Annotated in this window: 13 protein-coding genes and 1 pseudogene; 5 read left to right on the top strand and 9 right to left on the bottom strand. The window is 65.5% G+C overall.

The window, feature by feature from the left end; genetic code table 11:
* The first annotated feature begins 2 nt into the window (after positions 1-2).
* On the top strand, positions 3-437 hold the full coding sequence (locus DMB66_RS65990; RefSeq protein ID WP_370319012.1) for a recombinase family protein: 435 nt from the start codon (positions 3-5) through the stop codon (positions 435-437).
* 75 nt (positions 438-512) lie between these two features.
* Here the strand turns inward: DMB66_RS65990 and DMB66_RS65985 are convergent.
* Positions 513-1,310, bottom strand: a pseudogene (locus DMB66_RS65985) (transposase domain-containing protein); the annotation flags it as partial.
* Between the two features lie 263 nt (positions 1,311-1,573).
* Between DMB66_RS65985 and DMB66_RS23175 the strand changes: the two are divergent.
* The 4 genes from DMB66_RS23175 to DMB66_RS23160 all read left to right on the top strand — a co-directional run bounded on the left by DMB66_RS23175 (position 1,574) and on the right by DMB66_RS23160 (position 3,861).
* Entirely contained in the window at positions 1,574-2,074 is a 501-nt protein-coding gene (locus DMB66_RS23175) for a hypothetical protein (protein WP_125806222.1), read from the top strand.
* A gap of 201 nt (positions 2,075-2,275) precedes the next feature.
* On the top strand, positions 2,276-2,665 hold the full coding sequence (locus DMB66_RS23170) for a hypothetical protein (RefSeq protein WP_125806221.1): 390 nt from the start codon (positions 2,276-2,278) through the stop codon (positions 2,663-2,665).
* A gap of 22 nt (positions 2,666-2,687) precedes the next feature.
* A complete protein-coding gene (locus DMB66_RS23165; RefSeq protein WP_125806220.1) occupies positions 2,688-3,446 on the top strand; it encodes a hypothetical protein in 759 nt (252 codons plus the stop codon).
* Positions 3,447-3,648: 202 nt separating this feature from the next.
* Positions 3,649-3,861, top strand: a complete 213-nt coding sequence (locus DMB66_RS23160; protein WP_199752584.1) for a hypothetical protein — start codon at positions 3,649-3,651, stop codon at positions 3,859-3,861.
* A 77-nt stretch (positions 3,862-3,938) separates the two neighbouring features.
* Here the strand turns inward: DMB66_RS23160 and DMB66_RS23155 are convergent, their stop codons facing one another.
* From DMB66_RS23155 to DMB66_RS23125, 8 genes are read right to left on the bottom strand one after another with little or no spacing between them, the layout of a single operon-like run.
* A complete protein-coding gene (locus DMB66_RS23155) occupies positions 3,939-4,259 on the bottom strand; it encodes a nucleoside triphosphate pyrophosphohydrolase (RefSeq protein ID WP_125806219.1) in 321 nt (106 codons plus the stop codon).
* Positions 4,260-4,270: 11 nt separating this feature from the next.
* Positions 4,271-6,145, bottom strand: a complete 1,875-nt coding sequence (locus DMB66_RS23150) for a putative PEP-binding protein (protein ID WP_125806218.1) — start codon at positions 6,143-6,145, stop codon at positions 4,271-4,273.
* A gap of 54 nt (positions 6,146-6,199) precedes the next feature.
* Positions 6,200-7,576, bottom strand: a complete 1,377-nt coding sequence (locus DMB66_RS23145; protein WP_158647335.1) for a methyltransferase domain-containing protein — start codon at positions 7,574-7,576, stop codon at positions 6,200-6,202.
* A complete protein-coding gene (locus DMB66_RS23140; RefSeq protein ID WP_125806216.1) occupies positions 7,573-8,232 on the bottom strand; it encodes a dTMP kinase in 660 nt (219 codons plus the stop codon). The genes DMB66_RS23145 and DMB66_RS23140 overlap by 4 nt, the downstream gene beginning before the upstream one ends.
* Before the next feature lie 31 nt (positions 8,233-8,263).
* Entirely contained in the window at positions 8,264-9,427 is a 1,164-nt protein-coding gene (locus tag DMB66_RS23135; RefSeq protein ID WP_158647334.1) for a cysteine desulfurase family protein, read from the bottom strand.
* Positions 9,411-10,304, bottom strand: a complete 894-nt coding sequence (locus DMB66_RS61315) for a hypothetical protein (protein ID WP_158647333.1) — start codon at positions 10,302-10,304, stop codon at positions 9,411-9,413. Before DMB66_RS61315 ends, DMB66_RS23135 begins: the two co-directional genes overlap by 17 nt.
* Before the next feature lie 11 nt (positions 10,305-10,315).
* Complete coding sequence (locus DMB66_RS23130) at positions 10,316-10,948, bottom strand: hypothetical protein (protein WP_125806214.1); 633 nt, start codon at positions 10,946-10,948, stop codon at positions 10,316-10,318.
* Positions 10,941-11,594: a hypothetical protein gene (locus DMB66_RS23125; RefSeq protein ID WP_158647332.1), complete on the bottom strand. Its 654-nt coding sequence runs from the start codon at positions 11,592-11,594 to the stop codon at positions 10,941-10,943. Before DMB66_RS23125 ends, DMB66_RS23130 begins: the two co-directional genes overlap by 8 nt.
* Between the last annotated feature and the right edge of the window lie 450 nt (positions 11,595-12,044).

Genomic DNA, 12,044 nt, shown 5'->3' with positions numbered 1-12,044 from the left:
CGATCGAACGCATCCGCGCACTGGCCGCCGCCGGGCACACCGCTCGGCAGATCGCCGACGCGCTCAACGCCGATGGGCTGCGCCCACCCAAACGCACCAACCGCTTCGGCGTTGAGCAGGTCCGCACCATCCTGCACCAACGCGGCATCCGCACCCAGCACCACAACACCCCCGTGACGGTCTTGGCGGAGCACGAATGGTCGGTCGCCGGGCTGGCCGCGGCTCTGCGCATGCCGACCGCGACGGCCTACACCTGGATCTACCGGGGATGGGTCACCGCCCACCGCGCCAGCGACGACAAACACTGGATCATCACCGCCGACCCCACCGAACTCGACCGACTGCGCCAACTGCGAGACCGGCCCCCCGGCTACCACCAGCACCGACGCTGGAACCCACCCAATCCGCCCGAACCATCCCAAGGAGACCAAGAATGAAAGAACACCCGGACTTGACCTGCACCACGGGTGGCTCATCTCGATTTCCCAGCGCTGGTGGTAGAGCGTGATCAGCTGCGCGGCGGGGTGAGTGCGGGGGTCGAGCAGGGTGGTGAGCAGCCGGTAGTCGCTGATGCGGGTGCCGGTGGTGGTGATGACAGCGATCCGGGCCTCGATCACGCGGATGGGACGGCCGGCGATGACGGTCTGCCAGGATCCATCCCGGTGACGATGGGTCAGGGACAGCTTGCGGCCGTTCTTGCAGCGGATGAGCAGGTCAGCACCGGTCGCGGCGAGGGTATTCATGAGTTCGGCCGCGGCGTAGTTGCGGTCGGCGAGCAGCAGCATCCCGGACCGCAGGCTGCGGGCCAGGCGGCGGGCCTGGTCGAGTTCGCCGACGGACAGCGGGTCGAACACGGCGTCGAGTATCGACCGGGTGCCGCAGGCCAGCAGCACACTCAAACGTAGGACCGGGTAGCCGGATCCGCCGTGGTTACCACGTGTTTTCCGGTAACGGCTGGTGTTGGGCATGCTGTCCGCGACAGTCAACTGGGTGCCATCGACGGCGCAGGTCAGTAGGCCCCGCCAATACACGGCGTGGGTGGCTGTCGTAGCGGCCGGGCCGCGTAGCAGGTCGAACAAGGCCCGCAGCGGTGCTGTGCCGAGACGTTGCCGGGCCTGACGCAGAGCGCTACCCGTCGGTGCCGTCAGGGCCAGACCGGCCAGCCCTGAGGTCAACCGTTGCCAGACCTGGCGATAGCCGAGTTCGGCGAACAAACACCCCGCGAGTAGGAGATAGACGGTGACCCGGGCCGGTAACAGCCGCACCCGCGACTGGGTGGCCCTGGTCGTGGTCAAGATGTCGTCGACCATCTCGAACGGGATCAGCCGGGTCAGCTCACCGAGATGTCCCGGCGCGAACACCCCTGCGGCTACCCTCACCGTCCGGGTTATGGCAATCTGATCAGCCAGCGGAGCTCCAGGTTCAAGGGCGTCTTAGAGTGACCACCCTCTATACCGGAGCTCCGCTGCCTCGTCTCCACGACACGCCTTGACGACCGACCTCATCGCCTAACTGAACGGCGTTGGCACTAGACGCGCAGCTTGCGGAACGCCCGTCCATCGTGCGGCACTTCATGGATGCCACCGATGAGTACGTAGAACTGCTCCGTGAACTCCAGCAGGAGCAAGACGCCCTCGTCGATGGGCTACCCGCCGCCCTTCCCCGGATCCAGCAACTGGCCTCCAGGATCAACGATTCGAATCCGTTCTATCGCGTCGACTTTGACGTTCGGGACGGGATGATCGTCACAACCCAGCTCGTGCCCAAGTACGTTGGTGCCGAACGCGACAGTCCAGTCACGTTCGGATTCACGCTTTCCACAAATATCGCGAACGCCGAACTTGTCGAGCAGTTGCGATCGGCAATGGATTGGGGTGGACGGGTAGAGCTGCCAGCAGAAGCCGTTCACAACGTTGTCGTCAAAGGCCCTCCAGGATTCGGCGCGGAGTGGGAGCACGCTCACATCACTATCGGCCCCGCGCCTTCACAGCCAGTTGACATGGACATGCGCCTGTTGATCCACAACGAGGATGGCCGACAGGTCGGGGCGCTCCCGGCACGTCTCAGTGGCTGAACCAGTACCTGGAGAACAAGCGGGCCGAGCGGGCCCGTAAACACGCCGACCGGCGGAGCCGCACTGACCAACGTCGGCCGCCTTGATCGCGGCCGCCTTCTCGGCGGCAAGGTCCAGATCCCGGGCGCTGTCTGGAACTCCACCGACGGCACCGACGCCCCGACTGCCGCAGTCGGCGGAGCCATCGCGGCTACCGGTGCGATGGAGGTGGCCGGCTCCGGCGACCCCGGCGAGGACCCGGACGGCGGCTGCAACGACCCACGCAAGCTGGTCGAGGACATGGCCAAGGAAGTCATCGAGGAATGGGGCATGTCGGGCCTCGACAAGCGCATCTCAGAGGCGCAGTGGAGACATCCCGAGGCCATCTGGGCGTATCGTGGCTCGGAGGTCCACAAGGAAGTCGCCATCCGCCTCGGGCAGCGTTATCCGGACCTGTTCGACGGCACGATGAACGGGGTGGGCCCCGACTACTCCGTGAAGACCGGCGGCAAGGTCGAGCTGACCACGCCGGGCGAGGTGCGCAAGCACAAGGCCAAGAAGGGCGAGTATTCGACGTGCGAGTATGCGACTTATGACTGGCCCAAGAAGTAGGACTGACGTAGTAGTAGAGGAGGTGCTGGCCTTCGACCACGTGTCGGAGGTCGGCGCCGACTACTCGGGCCGCACACTGCGCTCGCTGTCGGTGCGCGGTTCGCGGTTCGAGCGGTGCCGGTTCGACAAGGCGCGGGCGAAGGGGGTCGCTTTCAGCGCTGGCTGGGATCTGAGCGAGTACATCGATTGCTCGTTCGACGGCGCCCGGTTCCCGTCGGTGATCGCGGGCTTCAGCCGCTTCGTGCGCTGCTCGTTCCGTGACGTCGACATCAAAGGCCTAGGCCACGACTACCTCGAGTTGGTCGACTGCGTGTTCACCGGCAAGCTGCGCGCCAGCGTGTTCTGGGGCGCCGCGCCGCAGCCCGAGGCCGAGAAGCGCTACCAGTCCGACCTGAAGTTCTTCGCCCGAGAGGGGCGCCCGGAGCCGGCCGGATACCGGGAACTGGCGCGACGTCCGTCGAACGAGTTCCACGGCAACGACTTCTCCGCCGCCGAGCTGATCGACGTCTCCTTCCGTGGCATCGACCTCTCGCAGCAGCGTCTGCCCCCCGGCGACGGCTACGTGTACCTGCCCGACGCCGAGGCGGCCATCGAGCGGGCCCTGGGCATGATCGGCGACCGCCCGGAGGGTCCCGAGGTGGAGAAGTTCCTGCGCGGCACGCTCGGCCGCGCGCTGTCCTTCGGCCAGCGGCAGCTCCTGCTCCGCCAGGCCGACTTCGGCAAGAAGGGCGAGGATCCGCTGACGGTAGCTGTTTTTACCCTGCTCCGCGATGCGGCGTAAAGAAGCCGCGGGGCTGGCCTGCAGCGATGGACTACCCACGGCGATTCGTGGCTAAATGCCCCCTCGATGACAACCGCGCGCGAGGCGAGTTCCGGTGAGCTCGGCGCTGGGCCGACCTGGAGACTCGGTGGGCGACCGCCCTCCGGCCGCGACCAGCTGAGATCATCTCCTGCGGCCGACGAGGCCGGGTGAGTACCTGCTGATGGACACCACCCGGCTGGACGTGTTCGCGTTCGATCCGCTGACGCTCCGGTGGGTGCAGGCCGAACTTTCGGTCGCGATGGACTGGTACACGCGCTGCGTGGTCGGGATCCGGGTGACGCCGCTGTCCACGAAAGCGGTGGATGTCAGTTCCGCACGTCGGGATCTGTGCGGGGGGCCGTCCGCAAGGACGGTCCCTACCGCGACCATCTAGCGCACCCCCCACGCCCAGAACGCCAGCCTTCGTCGACAGGTCATGCTGCTGGCGCTTCGTGCCGCGGCGCCCGAGAACTACTCGTTGCCCAGCCAGACCAGCCAGCGGTCGAAACCGCCGCGCTGCTCGCGCTTCTTCTGTGCGATGTCGAGCAAGGCATCAGGAGCGACGCCCTGAGCTTTCGCGGCGGAGAAGCACACCTCGACGATGTCGGCCAGTTCTTCGACCACACCTGACGCGAGGTATTCCGCGAGCTCTTCGCTCAGTTTCCGCCTCAGATAGCTGTCACGAAGGTGCGGTGGCGCGGTCTCGATTCGGGGAACCGATCCCGCCTGCCTAATGATCTCGGGTATGCGGTCTCGTACCAGTTTCCCGGGAACAGCGGTTTCTTCCGTCACGATCCGTGACCTTAGCAGGGGCGGCGGCTGCGTGAGCCGGCGCTCAGCGACGATTGCCGCAGTGTGGCCCGACCCGCGGTGAAACGCATCAGCGGCACCCGGCCTGGCGTGCATGACAGGTGATCGACCCCCAGTGCGAGCAGAAAGCTCGCCGAGCGAGGATCGCCTGCATGCTCGCCGCAGATCGAGATCGGAATGTCCGGGCGGCGGGCCCGGGCCTGCTCGACGCAGATGCGAAGCAACGCACCGACTCCGGCCTCGTCGAGGCGTACGAAAGGGTCAGCGCCGATCAGGTCTCTCTCGCGATAGGCGCTCAGGAACCCGGCCAACGCGTCGTCCCGAGAGATTCCCATCGTGAACTGGGTAAGGTCGTTGCTGCCGATGGAGAGAAAGTCCGCTTGGGCCGCCAGTTCGCCGGCGCAGAGAGCGGCACGTGGAGTCTCGATCATGCAGCCAATCTCCACCGAGACCTCGGAATCGGCGGCGAGTTCGTCCGCTACCACGTCGTCGATGAGCTTGCGTGCGGCACGGAACTCCTCGGGGAAAGCGACCATGGGTACCAGGATGCGGATGGTCGCCGCTGGCTGCGTGCAGGTCTTTCGATGTGCCCGCACGATCGCCCTGACCTGAGCGGCCCCGATGTCGGGGTGCAGGAGGAGGTCGCGGACACCTCGGGTGCCCATCATGGGATTGATCTCGGCGGGTGTGACGCCGGGGGAGTCGGCGGCCGCCACGGCGTCCAGCAGCTCGTGGCGCGGGATGTCCAGCAGCCGGATGGTCACGGGCGCCCCGCTGGCGGCGTCGAGCACTTCCATCAGATGGTGCGTCAGTATTTCCGTCACCTGATCCAGCAAAGCCGCGCGCCGGCCCGGATCGGCTTCATCAGTCAGCGTTCTGATTAGGGGTATCGCCCCCGCTGCGGCCAGGGCGTGTTCGATCCGGCACAGCCCGATACCTTGAGCACCGAGGCGGATCGCGTTGTGAACCTCTTTGCTGCTGTCGGCGTTGGCGGTCACCCGGGCCATGGCGTGCCGATCGGCCCACGCGATGAGGCCTGCCCGGGCAGGTACCTGCTCCTGGCGTATCGGGACCGCCCCGAAGTACAGGTGACCGCTTGCTCCGTCCATGGTCACCAACTCATGACGGCGTACGGTGCGATCACCGACGGTGAGCTCTCCCTTGGCGGCATCGAAGGTGGCATCGCGTAAGCCGGCAAGCATGGGAAGTCCGATTCCTTTGGCCACCACGGCGGCGTGGGAGGTCGCGCCGCCCCGAAGCGCCACGAGTCCGACCAGATGATCGCTGACCGCCACGTCCTCCGGCCGCACGTCGTCCACGACAAGAACACAGCGGTCTCCGCGGTTGCCGGCTTCGATCGCTTCCTGGGCGCCGAAGACCACGCGACCACGCACCACGCCGGCTGAGACGCCGAGGCCGGCACCGAGCAGCGCGTCTGGTGCAGCTGTCACAGTCGGCAGAGCACACGCCTCGATCTGCTGGGGACTGACCATCAAGACGGCCTCGTCGGAAGACACGACATGCCGCAGCGCGAGGTCGTGAACCGCGGTGACATGGGCGCGTGGACGCAGGCGGGCCGCTCGGACCCGCACGACCCGAAGACCGCGGGCATCATGCTCGAACTCGTACTGGACCGGGGCCTTCTCTCCGGCCTCCAGTTCGGTCGCGAGCGCGTCCAACCGCTTCCAGAGCCGGGGGTCGAGTTCCAAGAGGTCGTGGATCGGCCGAGCGGACAACCACGACCGGATGTCGTCCTTCGCATGACCTTCCAGCCAGCGCCCGTTCGTGCGCCTCTCGCCGGTCTCGGGGTCGTGAGTGGAACACCATCCGCTGGTCTCGGCGTGCCCTGTCGCAGGGAACTGGGTCATCCGGTCTGCTCCTACATGAGTGACGGTGGGTAGGTCAGGAATGGTGAATGCGCGTCAGAACAGCGTGTCCGCCATCGACGTCGTGAGGACTCCTGTGGCTGCCGGCCGGCGGCCGGCAGTTGGGCGACCGCGCTGCGCGTCGCGAAGCCGGAAGAGCAGAGCGGAGGCGCCTACCGGCCAGGAACGCTTCGGCAATTGCGCCGAGACGGTCAGGCCACCGCAGACACCGAGGTGGCGCAACTCTTCCGTGCCGATGCCACGTTGAAATGTGCGCCGCGCTCTGCTGGACCAGTACCCGTCGCCTACCGCATCCCAGCTCCGCGTCGAAGCTTGTCGCTCGACCTCCTGCGGCGAACGAGTAGCGACGAGCAGGACACCGTCGTCGTCCAGATGAGCGGTGGCTTGCCGCAACGCGGCCAGACGTTGCTTCGGGGACGCGATGGTGTTCAGAACGAACAGCATGGTGATGACCGGGAATGTGCCTTCGGGGGGTAGTGCCGCGGCGAACATCGGATCCGTGTCGTAACCGACGGCGTGGAATCCCGATTCGTTGTAGAAGCGGACGTCACGGCCATGACCGCAACCGAAATCCAGAACACGGCCGCCGGCCGCCTTGGGAGCCAGGGCTGTCGCCACCCATTGGGCCCACGGAGACGCCGTGCTCCTGCGCATCGCTGTGTGTGCGGGCACGGCGGTGGCAGGGTCGTCTTCCGGTCGTGCCGGCACACGGCCGGCGCCGACGGGAATGCTGACCAGGACGGCGGAGTGATCCGAGAAGCTGGAGCGAGGGGAATGGTCGTAAGCCGCAACGGATCGTTCGGCGATCCCTTGGCGCAGGAGGGCGAGATCGCAGCGGAAGGACGATGTCTGTGACCGCAGCTGCCGTTCGAAGGTGAATTCCTGCTCTCCTTCTGCGAGCACGTCCACCAGCCCGCCTCCGTCCAGCAGAGCGCGGAATGCCGATCGCTCCGCGCCACTGGTGAAGGTGCTGAGTCGATCCCCGAAGATCCCGTCCTGTCGCCGCGGCGCGAGGTTGAAGTCGCCGGCAAGCAGGTCGAGTTCTTGTCCGGGCTTGTTCGCCTCAAGCAATTGGCTCAGTTGGTCGGCTCGTTCGCGCCCCGACGACGGTGACAGGTGCACGTTGCCGATCAGACGACCGTGCGCTTCTAGCGTCTGATACCACCTGGCAGCACCTACCGGACGCGCCGCGACGCCGTCCCTGGCCCATGACGTCAACGACAGATCACCCGCGATGCGCCGGTAGCCCGGAATGACGGCTTGGTTCGCGGCCTGCGCCGACTGTGTCTCCTGTATCAGCAGAATGTCCGGCGACACCTCGATCAGCCACCTCAAGAACCGGGGCCGGCGCGTCGCGTTCGCCAGGCCCTTGCGGAGATTGAGACCGGCGACCAGGAGGTGTCCCGGTGTCATCGCACCCTGTCCAGGCTGTCGACGACGACCTCGGCCAACTCGGCCGGAGTGCGCAGTCCTGGCGAGATGACGTCCCATCCCTGCTCACTGGCCAGGTCGCGGTAGAACGCGGCGACCTTCGTCTGGTAATGGACGAAGCCGTCCGCAGTATCGGCGCCGTCGCGCTGGTGCTTGCCGACCTCACCTTGGGTGAAATGTCCCTTCCGGACGGCGGCTGCTTCCGGGTCGACGTCCAGGAAGAAGGTTCTCGACGGACGATCCAGGGCCCCGAAGACATCGTCGAAGTCGTGGCGTGGATGAGCTGTGTTGATCGTCATGCGCGCGATGAACTTGTAGTACCAGTTGTCCGTCACGACGATGGCGCCATCGCTCAATGCCGGTCTGATCACCGTTTCCGTAGTGGCGGCGAAGTAGGCTGCCATGATCCGGACCCAGTGGTCGTTGCCCAGCAGATGGATCGGCTGTCTGTCGGCATCGTCCCAGAGCAGCCGGCCGAGCGTCTTCAGGTGCCTTTCGACGTAGGGATCCACTCCCGGCGGAACGCTCTTCTTGTGGAAGAGGACGACGTGGTTACCGCGCTCCCGCAGTCGTTGCGCCACCGCCGAGGAGAGCGTCGTCTTCCCGGAACCGTCGATCCCCTCGAATGTCAGGAACATCTTGTGCCGTTTCTGTGTGGATGGTGGGTCATCAATCTAGGTTCTTAATGCGGGACGCGATCAAGAGCGGCACCAGGGTATCGAGGCATGCGCTGCAATCCTGGCTGCGGGTACCGCGCCCGAATCCGATCCGCAGGGTCGCCCTGCTCAGTCGCCGGGACAGGCCGATCGCGGTCAGGACATGCGAAGGTTCAGTTCGCCCGGCGGTGCAGGCCGAGCCCGTCGCAAGGCCGAGGCCGGGGACCCTCCGAAGGACCTCGTCCATCTCGACCCCGGGGACGGAAACGCTGAGATTGCCCGGGACACGCCGCTGCGGATGACCGTTCAGGATCGCCTCGGGAATCGACCGGGACAGATCGTCGAAAAAGGCGGAGCGAAGCGCTGTGGACTCGGTCGCATCGGCGTCCTTCCGTAGCCGCGAGATGAGCGCGGCGCGACCTAGGCCCACGATGCCCGGAACATTGAGCGTGCCCGGCCGCAGTCCCGCCTCCCGGCGCCCGGGCTGGGACCGTAGCCCGGACGACTCCCGGATGTAGAGTGCGCCAACGCCCTTCGGACCGTAGAACTTGTGCGCCGAGAGCGACGCTAGATCGACTCCGAATTTCTCCACATCGATGGGCAGGATCCCCGCTGTCTGGGTCATATCGGAGTGCAGAGGCACACCGGCTGCCCGGCAGATCTGACCGATCTCCGCGATCGGCTGGACCGTGCCGATCTCGTTGTTGGCGTGCATCACCGAGACGAGTCTGGTGTCGGGGCCGATCGCGGCCGCCACTTCCGCGGAGTCCACCTGCCCGTAACGGTCGACGCGCAGTAGGGTCACCCTGCCACCTTGGCGTTCGAACTCCGAAGCCAGCCGGAGAATCGAGGGATGCTCGATCGAGGACGTGATCAGGTGACTTCCGCGACCGTCGGACAGCAGCGTCCTGAGTGCGATGGCGTTGCTCTCGGTGGCACCCGAGGAGAAGACGATCTCGTCAGGGTCGGCCGCCCCGAGCAGAGCCGCGACCTGTTCGCGGGCCGTCGTGACGGCGTCGGCGGCGATCTGACCATGCCCGTGCCGCGAGTCCGCGTTGCCGAATCCGACGGAGAAGTACGGAAGCATGGCGTTCAACACCTCAGTATCGACGGGTGTCGTCGCCTGATAGTCGAAGTACATCGTGGCTTGCTGCGGTGCCTCAATGGTGCTTGACATACTTCCGTCCCCCGTCAATGACGTCCCAGTAGACGTTGCGGCCGGTACCGAGGTCCGACCAGCCTGTCGCGACGCAGTCCCAACTCTGGTCGGCGAGTCCCGCGACGATGGAATACGCGTCCGCGTACCAGGCGGGAAGGTGATGTACCGCGGCTCCCAGATCGAATGGCTGGAAGAGCTGGGTGTAACCCATTTGCTGAACCCAATTCCGGCCTTCGTCGGCAGCGTCGGCACCGCCTGGCCGGCCCCGCTCCGGCAGGCAGTGGGAACCGATGAAGGCGAGTCTTGCCTCGATCCGATCGGCCGTTGGCGAGTCCACCATCGTGGCGACGATGTCGGACGGCCACAACTGTCCGGGCCGCTCCCAGTCGATGCCGTGAACCTCGAGGCGCGCATGAGGCGGTATGCCTGATCTTGCGAGGTCGGCAAGGTCGAACCCTGCGCCCAGCAGCTCGACGGTCAGCTGACCCCCGGTGTGCTGGGCGTTCGTCCGATCGATTCGCATCATCGCGGTAAGGGCGTTGGTGAAGCGATTGGTTGGCTCAAGGAACAGCGCCGCCCTGCCGTGTGCAAGCACAGATCGTGCCCATTCGGCTGCTTGCGACACAGGCAGCGTGTGACCGCCCCGAAGATAGGTGGACGTCTCGATCCCACCGTCCGAGCGGACCATCACCGAGTCGGTGTCGTGGATCCGCGCGAACTGCTCGGCGATAAGGCCGGCCGACTCACTCTCCTCGGGAGTGACAAGGCAGGCATCAAGCGTCGGCAGCCCGAGGCTGCTCATCAGGCACTGCGTCGACCATTTCGGCCAACGCCGATCTCGTGACATCGCGCGAGCCGTGTCGGCGTCGAGCAGCGAGAGGATCGGTGCGTACATCGGCACGGTTGTCAAGGCTGTGAGACCAGTGCAGACGGCAGCGTGAGATTACCCTTCAGCGCTTCGTACGTCCGTCGCCTCTCGGGGGTGAAAGAGTGGTCCCGCCAATCCCATTCGGCGGTCTTGCCGTGGATCTCCGCGCAGACTCTACGTACCCACTGCCGAGGGAATCCCTGAGCAGGCCACACGTAGTGGGCGCCGGGCTCCGGCGAGACGTAGACGTACGCCTCCTGGATCGAGGCGAGACAATCCGCGAGATTGTCGAAGCGAGGCTGCGGGCCGCCGCGCGCCACGTACTGATCAAGCACCTGCGCCGGATCGGGGATCGGGATTAGGTGCATGTGGGCGTGATCGCAGCAACCGGCTCCCAGATCGCACTCCCGCGGGCCGTGCTCGGCGATGATCATCGGCCCGTATCGCTCGTGCAGCTGGGCTCGCAGGGAGTCGAGGTCCTCGGAGCACGACGAGAGGATGTCGCGGTCCAGGTCGGCGAACGCGAGGGTGTGGTCGGCCGGCATGTAGAGCAGGTAGCCCTCGCGGAGGCACCCGATGGTCGGCAGTACCACGCGCTGGTCCGTCCGGGCGACGAGCCACGTGTCGTCGAACGGCTGGGCGAACTCGTCACAGAAGGCGCAGTCAATCATGTGCAGTCTCCGCAAAGGTCGAGGGGAAGAATTCGGAGGCGTACTTGCTGCCAAGATGCTGCTCAGCGCCATAGAAAACATGCTTGTATCGCTCGGCTGAGGCACTCTCACCCAATCGGTAAAGGATGACCTTGGCGACCGGCATGCCGGGCCGGAGAATGACGTCACTGGGGCCGGCGTTGAACATCTCGACAGTAAGGACGCCCGTGAAACCCGCGTCGACGATCGGGGTGTCGAGATGAACGGTAAGGCCTAGTCGCGCCATGTGACTCAACCCGCCGATGAAACCGCCGATATCGCCGGGCAGGGCCATGGAACAGTCGGCATGAAACAGGGCAAGGCGGCCTCGCGCTAGCCTGAATTGCTCCCACCCCACTTGCGTTTCACCGTACATTGCATCAATCTGGTGTTGGTCTGTGAGATCGACCAACTCGGGTGGATCGGATGCCATCGGCTGAACGCGATCGCCGAGGCGCAGCAGCAAAGAGTCGCGTCTCAGTTCACCGTCCCAGCCGATAAAGCCGTCCTTGATGTACTCTTCTACCAGATCTCGATTCAGGAACATGGTCTCTTTCATTCCTCGCGCAGCATTCAGATAAAGCTCGCGCTGAATTGTGGACAGGGCAGCATGAGCCGCCGAAGTCATCGACGAATACATCGTCGACGACGCGCGACAGCAAAACGGACCCGTCCATTGAGCCACTGCGAACGAACGCCCGGAGACCGGGCTCGTGGCAATGGGGCTGGCGGCGTCGGGCCATCCGGCCGGCGTTTCGCGTGTCGAGTTGCTACGCCCAAGTACGGCCCGCTACGGCGAGCTGCTGGCCAAGACGCGCTGGCCGTCAGCGCATGACGCGCTGGTCAATCAGCTGTTTGCGCTGGTCCGAGCGGTGCTTGGCGCTGTCGTCCCGGCAACCGCGGCGAACGCATCGGTGGGTCCGCGGCCCCGACCTGTTCATGGTTGTTCCTTATGATGTGCTCCCCCGTTCAACAAGAGCTCGTAGTCAACCACAAGTGATCATGCAGCTACAAGGCCTCTCGCGAAAATGGCTTTGACCAGGTCCTATGTATTGCTGGTCGCATGCGGTGGGGTAGC

Source organism: Actinoplanes sp. ATCC 53533 (assembly GCF_003947245.1).
The sequence above is the reverse complement of the archived record's forward strand: the minus strand, read 5'-3'. Positions and strand labels throughout refer to the sequence as shown.

Excerpts from the sequence above, each read along its gene's own strand:
- DMB66_RS23175 (WP_125806222.1), top strand. The coding sequence starts at position 1,574 with ATGGATGCCACCGATGAGTACGTAGAACTGCTCCGTGAACTCCAGCAG.
- DMB66_RS23170 (WP_125806221.1), top strand. The coding sequence starts at position 2,276 with ATGGAGGTGGCCGGCTCCGGCGACCCCGGCGAGGACCCGGACGGCGGC.
- DMB66_RS23160 (WP_199752584.1), top strand. The coding sequence starts at position 3,649 with ATGGACACCACCCGGCTGGACGTGTTCGCGTTCGATCCGCTGACGCTC.
- DMB66_RS23150 (WP_125806218.1), bottom strand. The coding sequence starts at position 6,145 with ATGACCCAGTTCCCTGCGACAGGGCACGCCGAGACCAGCGGATGGTGT.
- DMB66_RS23145 (WP_158647335.1), bottom strand. The coding sequence starts at position 7,576 with ATGACACCGGGACACCTCCTGGTCGCCGGTCTCAATCTCCGCAAGGGC.
- DMB66_RS23140 (WP_125806216.1), bottom strand. The coding sequence starts at position 8,232 with ATGTTCCTGACATTCGAGGGGATCGACGGTTCCGGGAAGACGACGCTC.
- DMB66_RS23135 (WP_158647334.1), bottom strand. The coding sequence starts at position 9,427 with ATGTCAAGCACCATTGAGGCACCGCAGCAAGCCACGATGTACTTCGAC.
- DMB66_RS61315 (WP_158647333.1), bottom strand. The coding sequence starts at position 10,304 with ATGTACGCACCGATCCTCTCGCTGCTCGACGCCGACACGGCTCGCGCG.
- DMB66_RS23130 (WP_125806214.1), bottom strand. The coding sequence starts at position 10,948 with ATGATTGACTGCGCCTTCTGTGACGAGTTCGCCCAGCCGTTCGACGAC.
- DMB66_RS23125 (WP_158647332.1), bottom strand. The coding sequence starts at position 11,594 with ATGACTTCGGCGGCTCATGCTGCCCTGTCCACAATTCAGCGCGAGCTT.